The 15,828-nt window shown below is 64.8% G+C and carries 15 protein-coding genes and 1 tRNA gene; 10 read left to right on the forward strand and 6 right to left on the reverse strand.

Going from position 1 to position 15,828, the window contains the following annotated elements:
* Positions 1–5 precede the first annotated feature (5 nt).
* Genes NUW51_RS01660 through map form a run of 3 tightly spaced genes read right to left on the reverse strand, consistent with a single transcriptional unit; the run spans position 6 to position 2,327 of the window.
* On the reverse strand, positions 6–344 hold the full coding sequence (locus NUW51_RS01660; protein WP_265562148.1) for a P-II family nitrogen regulator: 339 nt from the start codon (positions 342–344) through the stop codon (positions 6–8).
* Entirely contained in the window at positions 301–1,470 is a 1,170-nt protein-coding gene (locus NUW51_RS01665) for a glycosyltransferase family 87 protein (protein WP_265562150.1), read from the reverse strand. Before NUW51_RS01665 ends, NUW51_RS01660 begins: the two co-directional genes overlap by 44 nt.
* A 23-nt stretch (positions 1,471–1,493) precedes the next feature.
* Positions 1,494–2,327 (reverse strand): type I methionyl aminopeptidase, encoded by an 834-nt coding sequence (gene map, locus NUW51_RS01670; protein ID WP_265562152.1) that lies wholly within the window; start codon positions 2,325–2,327, stop codon positions 1,494–1,496.
* Between the two features lie 65 nt (positions 2,328–2,392).
* Between map and NUW51_RS01675 the strand changes: the two genes are divergently transcribed.
* A complete protein-coding gene (locus NUW51_RS01675) occupies positions 2,393–2,857 on the forward strand; it encodes a GFA family protein (protein ID WP_265562153.1) in 465 nt (154 codons plus the stop codon).
* On the opposite strand, the gene NUW51_RS01680 is transcribed toward NUW51_RS01675, so the two are convergent.
* Positions 2,854–4,344: a S41 family peptidase gene (locus NUW51_RS01680; protein ID WP_265562155.1), complete on the reverse strand. Its 1,491-nt coding sequence runs from the start codon at positions 4,342–4,344 to the stop codon at positions 2,854–2,856. The genes NUW51_RS01675 and NUW51_RS01680 overlap by 4 nt on opposite strands.
* A gap of 139 nt (positions 4,345–4,483) precedes the next feature.
* Between NUW51_RS01680 and NUW51_RS01685 the strand changes: the two genes are divergently transcribed.
* A complete protein-coding gene (locus NUW51_RS01685) occupies positions 4,484–5,239 on the forward strand; it encodes a competence/damage-inducible protein A (RefSeq protein ID WP_265562157.1) in 756 nt (251 codons plus the stop codon).
* 87 nt (positions 5,240–5,326) lie between these two features.
* Here NUW51_RS01685 and NUW51_RS01690 read toward each other — a convergent pair whose 3' ends face one another.
* Positions 5,327–5,644: a hypothetical protein gene (locus NUW51_RS01690; protein ID WP_265562159.1), complete on the reverse strand. Its 318-nt coding sequence runs from the start codon at positions 5,642–5,644 to the stop codon at positions 5,327–5,329.
* A gap of 44 nt (positions 5,645–5,688) precedes the next feature.
* Between NUW51_RS01690 and NUW51_RS01695 the strand changes: the two genes are divergently transcribed.
* The 3 genes from NUW51_RS01695 to NUW51_RS01705 all read left to right on the forward strand — a co-directional run bounded on the left by NUW51_RS01695 (position 5,689) and on the right by NUW51_RS01705 (position 11,155).
* Positions 5,689–7,638: a cation:proton antiporter gene (locus NUW51_RS01695; RefSeq protein ID WP_265562161.1), complete on the forward strand. Its 1,950-nt coding sequence runs from the start codon at positions 5,689–5,691 to the stop codon at positions 7,636–7,638.
* Positions 7,635–8,258: an OmpA family protein gene (locus NUW51_RS01700; RefSeq protein WP_265562163.1), complete on the forward strand. Its 624-nt coding sequence runs from the start codon at positions 7,635–7,637 to the stop codon at positions 8,256–8,258. Before NUW51_RS01695 ends, NUW51_RS01700 begins: the two co-directional genes overlap by 4 nt.
* 1,997 nt (positions 8,259–10,255) lie before the next feature.
* Positions 10,256–11,155: an autotransporter outer membrane beta-barrel domain-containing protein gene (locus NUW51_RS01705; protein WP_265562165.1), complete on the forward strand. Its 900-nt coding sequence runs from the start codon at positions 10,256–10,258 to the stop codon at positions 11,153–11,155.
* 238 nt (positions 11,156–11,393) lie between these two features.
* Here NUW51_RS01705 and NUW51_RS01710 read toward each other — a convergent pair.
* A tRNA-Gly gene (locus NUW51_RS01710) sits at positions 11,394–11,467 on the reverse strand.
* A gap of 330 nt (positions 11,468–11,797) precedes the next feature.
* Here NUW51_RS01710 and NUW51_RS01715 point away from each other — a divergent pair.
* From NUW51_RS01715 to NUW51_RS01735, 5 genes are read left to right on the forward strand one after another with little or no spacing between them, the layout of a single operon-like run.
* Complete coding sequence (locus NUW51_RS01715) at positions 11,798–12,691, forward strand: STAS domain-containing protein (protein WP_265562167.1); 894 nt, start codon at positions 11,798–11,800, stop codon at positions 12,689–12,691.
* The gene (locus tag NUW51_RS01720) at positions 12,688–13,047 is read left to right on the forward strand and encodes an STAS domain-containing protein (RefSeq protein WP_265562169.1); all 360 of its coding nucleotides are present in this window, start codon (positions 12,688–12,690) and stop codon (positions 13,045–13,047) included. Before NUW51_RS01715 ends, NUW51_RS01720 begins: the two co-directional genes overlap by 4 nt.
* Positions 13,044–13,466, forward strand: coding sequence for an ATP-binding protein (locus NUW51_RS01725; RefSeq protein WP_265562171.1), 423 nt, complete (start codon positions 13,044–13,046; stop codon positions 13,464–13,466). Before NUW51_RS01720 ends, NUW51_RS01725 begins: the two co-directional genes overlap by 4 nt.
* Positions 13,463–14,470 carry a SpoIIE family protein phosphatase gene (locus NUW51_RS01730; protein ID WP_265562173.1) on the forward strand — a complete coding sequence of 336 codons (1,008 nt, stop codon included), beginning with the start codon at positions 13,463–13,465 and terminating at the stop codon, positions 14,468–14,470. The genes NUW51_RS01725 and NUW51_RS01730 overlap by 4 nt, the downstream gene beginning before the upstream one ends.
* Positions 14,467–15,624: a sensor histidine kinase gene (locus tag NUW51_RS01735; protein WP_265562175.1), complete on the forward strand. Its 1,158-nt coding sequence runs from the start codon at positions 14,467–14,469 to the stop codon at positions 15,622–15,624. Before NUW51_RS01730 ends, NUW51_RS01735 begins: the two co-directional genes overlap by 4 nt.
* Positions 15,625–15,828 lie beyond the last annotated feature (204 nt).

Below are 15,828 nucleotides of genomic sequence, written 5' to 3' on the forward strand. Positions count from 1 at the left end.
CGGGCCTAAAGCGCATCAGCGTCGCGGTCGCCGGTGCGGATGCGGACCGCCTGTTCGATGGTGGAGACGAAGATCTTGCCATCGCCGATGCGGCCCGTGCGCGCGGCATTTTCGATCGCCTCGACGACACGGTCCAATTGATCGTCGGTGACGACGACCTCGACCTTCAATTTGGGCAGGAAGTCGACGACATATTCGGCGCCGCGATAGAGCTCGGTATGGCCCTTCTGGCGACCGAAGCCCTTTACCTCGGTAACGGTGAGCCCCGACACGCCGACGTCGGAGAGGGCATCCTTCACGTCATCGAGCTTGAAGGGTTTGATGATGGTCTCGATCTTCTTCATGTCCCGCTTTTTCTCTCAAATGGCGCGTTTCCGCAAGGAGAACCCGCCGCTGGATGACGAGGGTGGCGAGGAGCGCCACGGGGGTGAGGACGACATAGACGGTCGCGAGGAAGGCCAGCGGCAGGGCGAGCCGCTCGATCAAGCCCATGCGGCCCCAGTCGCGCCACAGCATGGCGGCGATGCCGACCTGCACCACCGCCATGTCATAGGCGAAGGCGTAGGGCAGGACGACGAAGGTCGCGGTGGCGAGCGCGAAGACCTGGCGGTGGAGCGGAAGCTTGAGGATCGGCAGGATGAGAATGAAGGCCGCGATGGCGACCGCGACCTGCGCGGCCCAGGCGAGCGGGGTGCCGCGCAGCATCACGAAGGTCGAGGGCATGTTGGAGAAATAGGGCTGGGCGGTGTCGGTGAGGAGGATGCGCATCTGCATCCCCGTGCCTTGTGTCAGGAAATCGCGGGTGAGGCCGAAGGCGAGTTCGGCGGCGATCAGCAGGGCGAGCGCGACCGCGATGGCGGTGGCGATCATGCGCCAGCGACGCTGTACCAGCATGGCGAGCGCGAGGAAGATGCCGAGATGGGGCTTGATGGTGGCGATCCCCGCCGCGACGCCCGAGCCCGCGAAGGCGAACATCCACAAGGCGGCGGTGTAGAGGCCATATTGGCCGTTGGGGATCGACAGCATCGGCGGGAAGAGGAACAGCCAGCCCCAGTGGAAGGGGATGAAGCGGCGTGCGGCGAGGACGAAGAGAAGCGCGCCGCCGACATGCCAGAGCGCGAGCGCGACGCCATAGGGGAGGAAGGACAGGGGCGCGCCGAGGAGATAGACGGTGGGCGGATAGCTGCTGTTCTGGCCCGCGGTGATGCCGAAGTCGGCAAGCAGCGCCTGATAGGCGATAACGTCGTAGATGGGCTCGCCCGCCATGGCGAGTCGCCCGCCGAGATAGAGGTTGGAGAAATCGCGTCCGAACCAGGTGCCGCCATTCGGCAGCATCAGCCCCTCGCGCGTGACCCAGTCACCGAGGATGAACCAGATCTTGGGGTAGGCGGCGACCAGCAGGAGGACGAGCCACAGGGCGAGGCTCGGCGGCGCATTGCCGCGCTGCGGGTCGAAGCGGTCTGCCCCCATGGCCCTGTCCCCCCTAAAGCGTGTCAGCCATGATAGGGGGGCTGGTGCAGGCCCTTGGGGCTCTCGGTGAAGATTTCGATGCCGTCCTCGGTGATGCCGATCGAATGTTCGAACTGCGCCGACAGGCTGCGGTCGCGGGTGACCGCGGTCCAGCCGTCGCCGAGGATCTTCACGTCGGCGCGGCCGATGTTGATCATCGGTTCGACCGTGAAGAACATGCCGGGGCGAAGCTCGGGACCGGTGCCTGCGCGGCCCGCATGGACGACTTCGGGGCTGTCATGGAACAGCCGCCCGAGGCCATGGCCGCAAAAGTCGCGCACGACGCCATAGCGATGCTTTTCGGCATGGCTCTGGATGGCGTGGCTGATGTCGCCGAGGCGATTGCCGGGGCGTGCCTGCTCGAGCCCGAGCATGAGGCATTCGTAGGTGACCTCGACCAGCTTTTTCGCCTTCACATTGGGTTCGCCGACGAAATACATGCGGCTGGTATCGCCGTGCCAGCCATCGAGGATGGGGGTCACGTCGATGTTGACGATATCGCCGTCCTTCAGGACCTTGTCGCCCGGAATGCCGTGGCACACGACATGGTTGATCGAGGTGCAGCAGCTCTTGGTATAGCCGCGATAGCCCAAGGTGGCGGGGACGCCGCCGCCCGCCAGCGTCATGTCGAAAACGATGCGGTCGATTTCCTCGGTGGTGATGCCGGGCACGACATGGTCGGTGAGGGCATCGAGGATCGAGGCGGCGAGCTGGCCCGCCTTGCGCATGCCGGCAAAGCCCGCTTCGCCATGCAGCTTGATGACGCCCGACTTGGGCTCGACGCGGTCTTCGGGACCCACCTTGATATATTCGGTCATGAGGCGCGATATAGGCGCTAATGACGCGAAAGGCGAGGGGAGCGAAGAGCGGTATGGGCGAGGAAGTGAAACGGGCCGGGCATTGCGCCTGCGGGGCGGTGCGCATCGAGGTCGCGGGCGAACCGCTCATCACCCATGCCTGCCACTGCACCTATTGCCAGCGCGAGAGCGGGTCGGCCTTCGGGCTGAACTGCCTCTATGAAGCGGATCGGGTGGCGATCGAGGGGCCGGTGGAGCGCGTCGTCACGCCGAGCGAGAGCGGGGAGGATCAGTGGATCCTGCGCTGCGAGCGCTGTCATGTCGCGGTGTCGGGCCATTACCGGCATTTGCGCGAGAAGATGCATTTCGTGCGCGCCGGCGTGCTCGGCGATCGTCCGGGGCTGGGGCCCGACGTGCATATTCATACCAGCGCGAAGATGGGCTGGCTCACCCTCGATCCAGAGGTGCCCGCGTTCGAGGATTTCTACGACGCGCGGACCTTCTGGACCGAGGCGCAGATGGCGCGCTGGAAGGCGGCGGCGAAGGGCTAGTCCGAACAGCCGAAGCGGCAGGCGCCGGACTTGAGGTGATCGAGTGCCCACCCGACGGGATTGGACACGTCCGCCGGAATGCGGACATCGGGGGCGATGCCTTTGCCATCGATGCCCCATTCGGGGAGGCGGTTCGATCGGCTCGTAGCCCAGGCGACGGCGTAGCGATCCGATGGAAGATAGCTGACGGCCATGTTCGACAAATCGAGCGCCCCGGCACTGTCCCGCTGTCCATAGAGCGTGACCTTGCGCGACTGCATCGCATCTAGGATCAACTGTTCGGCCGACGAGGCGCTATTGTCGATCAGGATCGCGACCTGCTGCGGATTGCGCAAGACATGATCGCGCGTCCGGATCCAGAAGTCGTGCTTGTAATCGAAGCGCATCCACTCGCCGTCGTTCGCCTCGAGCTTGTCGGCAACGCCGTCGTAATAGGCCGCTGAATCATCGTCGCCTTCTTCGCGCGCTTCCTCGGCTTGCGCGCGACGGGCCTCGACATGGACCTCGCTGTCACGAAATTCGATCAATGGTTCGATCATGGGTTGCGTGTAGAGATAGTCGATCAATGGCGAATAGGTCGCATCGCCCCCGCCCCCATTGTTGCGCACGTCGATAATCATATAGGTTCGCTCGGCCAGCAGGTCCGCATTGTCCGTCACCAAGGATTTGACCGTCTCGATATGCCGTGGCGACATGCTCGGCGCGCGGACCAGCACGGCGTCCTCGCCGAACGGCTCGATAGCCCACTCGGCGCCGAGAGGTTGTCCTTCAGCACCGGCGGGATAGTCGCGGGTGAAGCGCCCGCCGTCATCGAGCCTGAGAGCATTTCCTTCCAGAAACGCCTCATAGGCTTCCGGGCTGAAATCGCGATTGCGAAGATCAAGATTGTAGGTCCCAGCGGACGTCTCGGTGAACACGCCCATCACCGCGCCGGGACGACGCCAGATTTTGGGGCGGGCATCGATGATGCGTGCCTCGTAGACGCCCGCGTGGTCGGCATGGCGAAGGATGACGAGATCATAGTTCGAGCCGAGGGACCAAAGGCCCTCGATCGGCGCTCGATCCGCGCCCAATGCGTCGATGACGGCGCGCGCGGCATCCGTATCGAGGGCGTCGCGCATCAACGGGGCAGGCCGAAGATCAGTCGTCAGCTCCTTGCCGGGAATGTTATCGGACAGGAGGTCGAGTTGGAGATGGCCGTCGTCGAACCAATCGACGTAAGTGCGCATCCGGTCGTAGAGCTGTCCCGCGGTGAGGTCGTCGCTGTTGGCGAGCATCGACGACTTGATCACCTCGTACTCGGCGCGATTGTCGTCCGTCACTTTCGTGGGGAAACCGGCATAACCTTCCTCGACGATCCGAACGAGCTGGACGAGGTCGGCAGCGTTGTGCTCGGCGTTAGCTTCGTGGTGAGGGGCGGCCGCAAGCGCTGCGGTGCCACTCAAGGCGCTGGACGCAGCGAGCGCGATGGCGATCAAACGGATCATGGATTTCCCCCCATTGCTTCGACGGCGAACGTAGCTCTGGCGTCGAGAGGGATGGCCAGCGTGCTTTCGATCAACCGTATGGACGCTTGGACCAACGGCGGCGTTGTGCGCGGGGGCCGGGGCGCATAGGGTGCGCGCCATGAGCCGTACCTATACCGCCGCGCTCGTCATCATCGGCGACGAGATCCTTTCAGGCCGCACGCAGGACAAGAATGTCGCGCAGATCGCGCAGTGGCTCAACGTGCAGGGCATCCGCCTCAGCGAGGTGCGGGTGGTGGCCGATGTCGAGGACGCGATCATCGAGGCGGTGAACGCGCTTCGGCAGCGCAACGACTATCTGTTCACCACCGGCGGGATCGGGCCGACGCATGACGATATCACGGTCGATGCGATCGCGGCGGCGCTGGGCGTGCCCGTCGTCGTCCATCCGGAGGCCGAGCGGATGCTGCGCAATTATTATGCCTCGATCGAGAAGGAAGCGACGCCGGCGCGGATGAGCATGGCGCGGGTGCCGCAGGGCGCGGGCCTCATCGACAATCCGGTATCGGGAGCGCCCGGTATCATGATCGAGAATATCTACATCATGGCGGGCATCCCGCACATCACCGCGGGGATGTTGGAAGGGTTGACCGGGACGCTGGAAGGCGGGCGGCCGCTGGTCAGCGTGACGGTCGGGGCCTTTTCGCCCGAGAGCGAGGTCGCGGACCTGCTTCGCGCGGTGGTCAAGGCGCATCCGGACGTGGCGCTCGGCAGCTATCCCTTCTTCAAGGAAGGGCGCTACGGGTCGAATTTCGTGATGCGGGCGGAGGGCGAAGAGGCCGCCGCGGCCTGTGCCGAGGATCTTGCCGGACGGCTGCGCGCGGCTGGGTACGATCCGACGGTCGGCGGGCTTTAGACTTCACGTCATCCCAGCGAAGGCTGGGAGCCATGCCGTCTCGAATAGTCGCCTGGACATGGGCCCCAGCCTTCGCTGTGGCGACGGTTATGTCTCACATTTGGTCGCCCAGTCGGCATAGGGCGTATTCCGCGCCATCTTGCGATTATAGTCGGGCGCGCCGTCGTCCCACCACGGCGGGCCGCGTTCTCCCAAGGCATGCTTGGCGGCATCGACGCGCTGGCGTGCCGCCTCGCGCGCGGCATCGTCGCCCGCGCGCATGGCCCGGCCCTTTGCGGCACGCGCGGCCATGAGCTCGCGCACCAGCGCGTCGCGCTCCTCGGGCGGCAGGGCGGGGTCGCTCATTCGCCACAGGCGGCCGCGCACGAGGAAATAGCGCTGATCGGGGGTGATCGGATATTTCATGCCGGTTGTGGAACCATCGACCTGCCTTTATCGCTCCACTGCCAATGATCGACGCAATCGCGCCCTTCCTCCTCGCCGCCGGCGACAATCGCATCGTCATTTCCGTCGCGCTGATCGGGCTCGCCGGGATCGGCGCGCAATGGGTGGCGTGGCGCACCGGGCTGCCCGCCATCGCGCTGATGCTGGTGGCAGGGATCATCCTCGGGCCCGTGACGGGGATCGTTCGGCCCAACGAGGACTTCGGCGAGCTGCTCGAGCCTGCCGTCGCGCTGGCGGTCGCGATCATCCTGTTCGAAGGCGGATTGCAGCTGCGCTTCGGCGAATTGAAGAAGACGGGCGGCGCGGTGCCGCGACTGGTGCTGATCGGGGTGCCTGTCGGCTGGGCGCTGGGCGCCATCGCGCTGCACGAGGTGGCGGGGCTGACGCTGGGCGTAGCGGTGCTGTTCGCGGGCATTCTGGTGGTCACCGGCCCGACCGTGATCATCCCGCTTTTGCGGCAGACCAACCTTGCCCAGCGGCCCCGCGCGATCCTCAAGTGGGAAGGGATCGTCAACGATCCCATCGGCGCGCTGGCCGCCGTGGTGACCTATGAATTCCTGCTCCAGCAGCAGCAAGGGACCAGCTTTTACGACAATATCATCGGGATCACCATCGCCAGCATCATGGCGGGCGGCGTGGGTTATGGCGCGGCCAAGGCGGTGGCATTCACCTTCCCGCGCGGCATGGTGCCCGAGTTCCTGAAAGCGCCGATCCTGTTCGTGACGGTGATCGGCACTTTCGTCTTCTCCAACTATGTACAGCAGGAAACCGGGCTGCTCGCGGTGACGGTGATGGGGATCGTGCTGGCGAATACCCATCTGTCGAGCGCGCGCACCTATCTGCCGTTCAAGGAGAATATTACGATCATCCTCGTCTCGGGCGTGTTCGTGACGCTGTCGGCGAGCCTCGACTGGGCGATGATCCAGCAATTCCAGTGGCGCTGGCTGGCCTTCCTTCTCGTTCTCTTGTTCCTGGTGCGGCCGTTGACCGTGCTGATCAGCCTCGCCTTCTCCAAGGTGCCGTGGAAGGAGCGCCTCTTCGTCGCCTGGATCGCGCCGCGCGGCATCGTGCTGGTGGCGATCTCGGGCCTGTTCGCGCTGCGCCTCGACGAGCTAGGCTATTCGGGCGGCATGCTGCTCATCACCTTGAGCTTTGCAGTGGTGGCGGCGACCATCCTCGCGCATGGCTTCACCGCCGCGCCGCTCGCCAAGATGCTGGGGTTGAACGGGCCCGAGAGCAATGGCGTGCTGATCGTGGGGACGACGCCCTTCTCGCTCCAGCTTGCCAAGACGCTGCGCGACCTCAAGGTGCCGGTGGTGATCGCCGACACGAGCTGGCAGCGGCTGGGCGCGGCGCGGACCGAGAAACTGCCCACCTTCCATGGCGAGATCCTCGCCGAGGCGACCGAGGAGGATCTGGATTTCAACCAGTTCCAGGTCCTCGTCGCAACGACCGGCAACGAGGCCTATAATGCGCTCGTCTGTTCCGAATTCGCGCCCGAGATCGGGTCGGACAATGTCTATCAGCTGGGCGATGCATCGGGCGATGACCCACATGCGCTGCCCACGAGCCTGCGCGGTCGTGCGCTGTTCGATGCGGGTCATGGCGTCGAGGATGTCGCCGACCATGTCGCGCGCGGCTGGCAGCTGATGCCGATCAGATTAACGATCACTTTCGACACCAACCTCATGCGCAGCCACTTGCCCGAAGAACATCTGCCGGTGTTCGTGCTGCGCGAGGACGGTCGGCTGCGTTTCTATACCCACGCCTCGCGCCCCGACGGGCGGCCGGGCGACACCATCGTGGCCTATGTCCCGCCCGGCACGCCGCATCCCATGGAATCGGTCTTGCCGAACCGGGAGCATGACGAGGAGGGCGACGCGGCCGAAGAGAAGCGCGACGGCGCGCCCAACGCGCTGCCCGACCCGGGCGATGAGCAGGAGGAACGCAAGTGACGACCCCCCGCCACCCTTATTGGCTCGCGCTGCTCGGGCTTGCCGCGCTGGCAGGCTGCCGCGAGCCGGCACCCGCAGGTCCCGAGCCCGAGGCGAACACCGAGGTGCCGCCGCTGCGCTCGATCATCCGAGAGGATATCGAGGAGCAGGTGCCGGTCGATGATGAGGTGGAAGTACCGATGGAGTTGACCGTCGGCTTTGCGAACCGCGATGGGCTGGATGCGGCGAGCGAGGAGGCGATCCTTGCTTTCCTCGGCAAGGAACGGCTGGGAAGCGAGGAGGCGATCACGCTGTTCGGCCATTCGGACTCGATCGGTTCGGACGAGGCCAACGAACGCGCCAGTCGCGAACGCGCGCAGGTCGTCGCCGACTATCTGGAAGCACAGGGCGTGGCGGCGGACCGGATCACCATCGTCGCGCTGGGCGAGCATAATCCGATCGCGCCCAATCTCACGCTGGACGGCGAGCCCGACGAGGAGGGGCAGGCGCGCAATCGCCGTGTCGAGATCGTGATGGGCACGCCCGCCGAGATCATCGAGCGGCGCGCGCTGGAGGCGCAGGAGGATGCGGTCGAGGCCGAGGCACAGGCTGCCGGGCGCGCGACCGAGCCCGCCAGCTGAGCCGCGATATACAAAAACGAGGCGTGTCGGATCGAACACGATCCAGATCAATCGTACTTTTTTAACTCAAAATTTGACGTCAAATCGCCAATTTCTGCTCTCTTCGAGCGGGCCACGCGGCACCTTTCTTGGCCGTCGCGGGTACGTTGGCGCTGGAGCGCCACTCCGGCTTAAATCCATCATAATCATCCTCAGTTGCACCTACGCGGGCGCGCAGGCAGGCACATGCTCGGCTTGACGCGCGTGGGGGGCGCCAGGCCGTCGTCTTCCCGCGCGCCTGTATAGATTTGGCGGTCCGGACCCGGATCGCCCTCGCAAGGAAGATGACATGACCGCGATCACCACCAGCAGCCCCAAGCTCCGTTGGCTTTCGGGCGCCTCGCTCGCCGTGCTGGGCGTCACTGTCCCGGCGCAGGCGCAGACCGTCACGGTCGATGCGGGCGACCAGCATGTGGTGACCGGCACCGACGTTCTCGACATCATCGAGATCGGCAATATCTGCGACGATCCGGCGCTCGGCGATTATTGCGGCACGTCGGTCAATGCCACCACGGCAAGCGATGTCTTCACGGTGAGCGCGGTCCTCACCGGCACCGCCGACGGGCAGGTCCGCCAGGAAGGCAGCGCCATCGGCACCCCCGGTTCGGTCACCGGGTCGGGCGGCGAGGGGGCGGTCACCCTCACCATGTCGAATGCGGGGTCGGCGGGCGTGCTGGTACGCGCGCACGTCTTCGACGGGGCCACGGGCACGGCAAGCGCGGCGCAGGACGTTCGCGCGCGTGCCGAAGTTGCCCTGGGGACGGGGCAGGGCGTCGTCTCGCAGGAGGCCGATGGCGATCGGGCGAACCTGTTCCTCGACAATGACGGCTTTCTCACCGTGCTGATCGATGCCGACGCAGCCAATAGTTCGACCCAGCCGGTCGATGCGACGGCGTCCGCGCTCTTGGCTAGCGGCAATGCGATCCGCCAGGAATATGATCATAATGACGGCCAGGCCGGCCGGCTCGTCATCGACAATGCCGCCTCGGGGGTGATGACGGTGTCGCTCGATGCCGATGCCGGATTGGTCGGACAGGGAACGGCGCGGGCCGTGGCGCGCGCCGACGATGCGCTGATCGAGCAGGTCATGGAAGTGCCGGGCACGGGCTTGCAGACGAATGCGATCGTCAACCTTGGCGATATCGACCTCTATGTTTCGGCGGATGCGGCGGGCTTCAATGCGGTCGCCAACGCCTCGAACGAGACCGCGATCCTCCAGTCGGGCGCGGACAATTTGATCCAGAATGGGGGCGTCATCGACATGGCGGTGCGCGCCGATGCCGATGTGCCGAGCTTTTCGAGCGCGGTCGCCGAGGCGGTCGCGCTGCCCGGCACGGGCATCCTCCAGCTGGGCCCCGACAACCAGATTTCCAACGCCGCGAGCGCGAGCATCCTGTGGGCGGTGAATGCCGCTGCCGGTGCCGGCAACGCCACCCCGCTCAACAGCGCCGAGGCCAGTGTCGGCAGCTCGACCGGTCTCGGCTGGGGCATCCGCCAGATGCAATATGGCGTCGGCACGACGGCCGATCTGCAATTCATCAATGCCGGACGCGTCGACATGGGCGTGGATGCGGCCGTGGTCGGTGGCGTCAATGCCAGCGTCGGCGGGGCGCTTGGCGACCCGCTCTGGGCGGTGGCGCAGACGGGCGAAGCCGACGTCAACAATGCGCTGTTCGACAATGACGGCACGATGACGGTCGATTATTGGGCGCGCGCCGCATCGGCGTCGGGTTCGGCGTCGGTCGACGGCGGCATGGTCGCCCAGCGCTTCTATAATGGCGATAGCGCCGCAGCGCTGATCGACAATGCGGGCACGATGCTGATGTTCGCGCGCGCCAGCATGGGGATGGCGACGGGCAGCGGCGCAGCGCTCGTCCACGCGGTCGGCCTCCAGCAGGAAAGCTTCGGCCTCAACGCCGAATTGCGCGCTGCCGTGGCTCTGTTCCGACCGCTATGGCGTGACGCTGTTCGGGTCGGTCGCCTATCAGGTCGCCGAGCAGGATGGCGATGTCGAGGCGCCGAACTACGACGCCAATCGCTGGCAGGCGATGCTGGGCGCCGAACTCGCGCTGTCGCCGTCGAGCTTTGCGGGCCTGTCGGTCTCGCTGGTCGGCAATGATCATGCGTTCGAGGACTTGGGCGGTACCGATGTGGATGCCAGCGGCACCGTGCTCGGCGCCTATCTGGGCACCGACAAGGGCGCCGGCCTCTATGCCAAGGTGCTGGGCAGCTATGGCTGGTACGACATGGACGCGGACCGCGACATCGCGATCAACGGCTTTGGCGGGACCGCCATCGGGTCGAGCGATCTGACGCAATGGACGTTGGGCGCGCATCTCGGCTACCGGGCGATGCTCGGCGAGCGCGCGGCGGTCACGCCCTATGTCCATCTCGACCATGTCGCGACCCGGATGGACGGGTTCAGCGAAACGGGGGTCGCGGGCGCGAGCCTGACGCTCGCCGATATGGACGAAAGCCGGACCTATACGACGGTCGGTGGCCGCCTTGCGGGCGATATCGGCGGTGTGGTCGCCGAGCTCGATCTCGGCTGGCGGCGCCTGCATGGCGACGATCGCACCGGCTTTAGCGCCTATCTGTGCGATCAGTCGCAATGCCCGTTCGACGTCGTCTCGAGCGCCGAGGAGCGTGACAGCGCGCTGCTCGGGCTGGCGCTTGGCACGAAGGTCGGCCGCGCCGATGTGCAGGTCGCGTACCAAGGGCTGTTCGACGGGGCGCGCACGAGCCACGCGGGCAATGTGCGCCTGCGCCTGCCGCTCGGCAGTGCACCGGCGCCGGTCATCGCGCCGCCGCCGCCGCCCCCCGCGCCGCCGGCCCGCCACCTGCGCCCGCGACGGTGACCTGTCCCGACGGCACGGCGATCCTGGCGGGCGAGGATTGCCCGCCGCCGCCCCCGCCGCCGCCGCCGCCCGCGCCAGAACCCGAGCGCGGCTAGGGCAGGGGCCCGAGGGCACTCATGAACGAAAGGCCGGTCCCGATGGGGCCGGCCCTTTTTCGCGACACGACATGAGGCGATGGGCGCGCGCCAGCCGCGAACCGCAGCCGAAGCAGACGCAAACCGTCAGATTTTCAGGAAAATGGAGCGGGTGAAGGGAATCGAACCCTCGTCTTAAGCTTGGGAAGCTCCTGCTCTACCATTGAGCTACACCCGCATCACGTTGGAAACGCTTGTTATTTTCGGCGGTCTACATTAGGCGTTTTAATGTCGACCGGTTAGCCGAAGCTTACGACCGAGGACGCCTTTGGCGGAAATGCTATCGTTTGGTCAACAGCTTCCGGCGTCACCGCCGAAAATTCGTCTCTGAATCCTCCGGTAGTGCCCAAGGAACGGCCAGCATCCGGTCGAAGTCGACTGCGCAAGGGCTTCTGGTTCATGGAAAGGACGCAATTTCTCGGAACCATCAAGCCGTTCTCGCTTTTGCCCTATTCCACCTGCTATGGACTTTGTGCGGTAGCGTTATTGCCGCCACGAGGAGAATTTTGTGCCTGAAACCACGCTTGAGACCGTCCTGAACATCCTGAAGGACGAGGCCAATGACGTCCTGACCGAGTGGATCGAAGTCGCCGAGGACGATGGCGCCAAACGCGCTGACCTTTTCTCGGAGAAGGAAGAGCGTGACCAGGCCGCCTCGCTGCTGCGGGCGTTCCGCACGGGCGTGAAGGACGGATATCGCGATGGCGACTTCGATCTCGAGGACGACCATTGGGCGGACCTTCGCGGCATCCTTGCGGAAATCACGCATGAACGCGTCGAGCGCGGTGTTCTTCCGGGCGAGATGGCGACCTTCGTCCTGTCGCTGAAACCGCCGGTGATCGAGCGCCTGAAGGCTCGACTTGCGGATAACCCCGACCGTTTGATCGACGAGGTGCTGCTAGTCTCGAAGGCGATCGATGCCTTTGCCATCCATTCGGCCGAAGTCTTCATCCGCGAGCGTGAGGAAGTGATCGAGCGCCAGCGCGAGGAAATGATCGAACTGTCCACGCCGGTGGTTGAATTGTGGGACAAGGTGCTCACGCTACCGCTGATCGGGACACTCGACAGCCTTCGCGCTCAAGAAGTGATGGAAAACCTCCTCGAGGCGATCGTCCAATATCAGGCGGAGGTCGTCATCGTCGACATCACCGGAGTACGCACGGTCGACACGCAGGTCGCGCAGCATCTGTTGCGGACGGCCGCGGCGGTGCGCCTGATGGGTGCGCGATGCATCATTTCGGGCATCAGCCCCAAGATCGCGCAAACCATGGTGCAACTCGGCGTGGATGTTGGCGAGGTGCAGACCCGCTCCTCGATCCGCAGCGCGCTGACCGACGCGCTTACGTCGGTCGGCGTCGCCATCATGCCGCTGTCCAATCTCGAGGGTAAAGCGGCGCGATGAGGGCAGCGTCCATCTATGAGGTGGAAGGCGTCCTGCTCGTCTCGATCCGCGATGACATCGCGGACACGGACATCCTCGAGCTGCAGGACGAACTCTCCGAGCGTATCTCGCAGCATGACGTCGAGGCCGTGGTCATCGATATCGGCGAACTCGAGATCGTTGATACCTTCGTTGGCCGCGTGCTCGGGCAATTGACCTCGGTCGCGCAATTGCTCGACGCCGAGACCTATGTCGTGGGGATGCGTCCGGCGGTGGCCATGACGCTGGTGCAGCTCGGCATGTACCTGCCCGACAACCGCACCGCGCTCAATCTCAGCCATGCCATGCGGAAAATGAGACAAAGCGATCAGAAGTGATCCTGCGCGATGGTCGAAAGGTGGCCTCCGTGCGTTTGGACGGTGACCGCGCAGTCGCGCGAGCCAGAAAGAAGGTTTCCGACATTATGCAGGACATGGGGGCGCGCCCTTCGATGCAGACCCGTTTCGTGACGGCGGTCAGCGAGATTGCGCGCAATGCCGTCGTGCATGGGGGTGGCGGCATGCTCGACGTTTTTCGTTTCGCGGGCGACCGGATGATCGGGGTCGCCGTGACCGACATGGGACCGGGGATCGAGGACCTGGACGAGGCGTTCACCGACGGGTTCACGACCCTGTCCGGTAGCATGGGGCGGGGCCTTGGTGGCGCTCGCCGGCTGGCCCGTCAGATCGAGGTGGACAGCATTCTAGGCAAGGGGACGACCGTGCGCCTCGTCGGGCAGACCCAGCTGCGTCCGTGATCCATTGGCTCAATATCCGTGAACTGAGCAGTGTTGCCGAAGCCCGTCGGCGGGCGCGGCGCGCGGCCAGTCGCATCGGCTTCAACTCGGTGAAGACCGAACATGTCGCCATCGTCGCGACCGAAATGGCGCAGAATATCCTGCGTCATGGTGGCGGCGGACGGTTTCTCGTGGACTGGTTCGGACCGCCGGGCGGACAGCGCCTTGTCCTCGTCGGCGTCGACGAGGGGCCGGGGATCGCGAAGCTGGAACTCATGCTGCGCGATGGGCGAACCACGAAGAATTCGCCGGGTACGGGACTGGGCGCCATGCTGCGATTGTCGGACCGGCTCGACATCGACACGGGGCGAGGCAAGGGCACGCTGGTGACCGCCGAATTCCTGCCGCGACAGGCGAAGGGGACGATGCGCGGTCATTATGCGGCGCTCCGGCTGTCCTATCCCGGCGCACGCAAATGCGGTGACAGCGTCGCGATATGCGATATCGGATCGGTGCGGACCTTCATGGTCTGCGACGGCCTCGGGCATGGCCCCGAAGCCGCGGCGGCTGCAGAGGCGGCGCGGGAGACCTTCGTCGACGTTGCGCCCGAGGCAGGGTTGCAGGACATCCTCGACGAAATGGGTGAGGCGATGCGGGGCACGCGGGGCGGGGTCGCCAGCCTGGTTCGAGTCGACAGCGAGAACAGGAGGCTGGATTATGCCGGTATCGGCAATATCTCGACGCTGGTGCGCAGGGGCGGCGACTTTCGTCGCCTCGCCGTGCGCGATGGCCTGCTCGGAAGCGGTCGCTCCAAGGCGCATGTCGAGAGCCATGACGTCGACGAGGATACGATCGTCATCATGCATTCGGACGGGATCAATACTCTGCGCGATCTCGCGACTCGCACGTCGCTCCTCCACCGTAGTGCCCCGCTCATCGCCTCGCGGCTGTTGAGCGACAATTTGCGCGGCCGCGACGATGCCAGTGTCCTCGTTGCGCGCATGAAAGAGGGGCGTGCCCTGTGAAGCACGACATCATCAAGGTCCGGATCGAGGAAGAGGCGGATATCATGCGGGTCCGGCAGGTCGCTGATCAGATCTGCCGTTCGCTACATCTCGAGCGGTTCGCGCGCACGCGGTGCGTCACTGCCTGTCTCGAGATTGCCCGCAACATCCTTCAATATGCCCAACAGGGAACGGCGACCTTTCGATATGAGGAGAGTGGCGGGCGCTCTTACCTAGCGGTACGCTTTGTTGACCAGGGGCCAGGGTTCGAAATCAAGCAGAGCACGGCCAAGGGGCGCGCTTTTTATCGGGCGAAAGCTGCAGACAATAGTGATAGTGGCGGTCTCGGTCTTGGGTTGAGCGGCGCACAACGCCTCTCGGACCAATTCGAGATCGAGAGCGGGTCCGAGGGAACGTCCGTCTACCTTGCCTTCGAAGCCGTCGTCGCGAGCGCGGACGCCACGGACACGATAAAGAGGATCGCCGACGATATCACGCGGCTCAACAGTGCCGATCCTGTCGTTGAGCTTTCACGCCAGAACCGTGAACTCGCGGAGGCACTGGCCGAGCGCGAACTGCTGATCGCCGAGGTGCATCACCGGACGGGAAACAATCTGGCGCTGGTGAGCTCGATCATCCAGATGGCGAGCCGCAAGGCGAAAACCGATGAAGCCCGCGACCTGCTGGCGGAAACCGAAAACCGCATTCACTCGATCGTACGGGTCCACCAGGATCTCCAGCATGCGCAGAGCCAGAACGAGATTGCGGCCCTGCCGTTTCTCGAGGCAATCGCGACGAACAGCATCAATGCGTTCAGCCATGTCGGGAAGGACATCAATGTCTCTGTCGATGGTGACGCTCAGATCCTTCCGAGCGACCTCATGGCCGACCTTGGCCTCCTGGTGGGTGAATTGATTACCAATTCAGTCAAACATGCTTTTCCAAATCGTGACCACGGTACGGTCTGTGTGCGCCTGCAGCAGACGGACGAGGGCGAGGAAAGCTATCGGCTGGTGGTCGAAGATGACGGGGTCGGGTTGCCGGACGGCGAGCGGCCGGAGCGTAGTTCCTCCCTGGGTTGGCGCCTCATTCGGTCGATCGCTTCGCGCCACGAAGCGACCCTGTCGGTGGAAGGCGCGTCGGGCCTGCAGGTGGAGCTACGATTTTCGCTTTAGTGTGATCCCAGTCGGCAACTGCGGTGGCCCCGCCGAACCTATGCTGCAGTCTGTCTTGCAACGACCTTCATAAGCTCGCGCCACTTCCTCGTGAATTTTCCTGACTTTCTCGGAGTCGGCAGCTTCAGCCATCGCACGCGCATGTTTGGCCCGGCGCAAATAATAGTTGTACTCTGATTCTCGCACGATTTGTCCCGTTGGCTT

Origin of the sequence: Sphingomicrobium arenosum, from assembly GCF_026157085.1 — a bacterium.
In the GTDB taxonomy this organism is placed as follows: Bacteria; Pseudomonadota; Alphaproteobacteria; order Sphingomonadales; family Sphingomonadaceae; genus Sphingomicrobium; species Sphingomicrobium arenosum.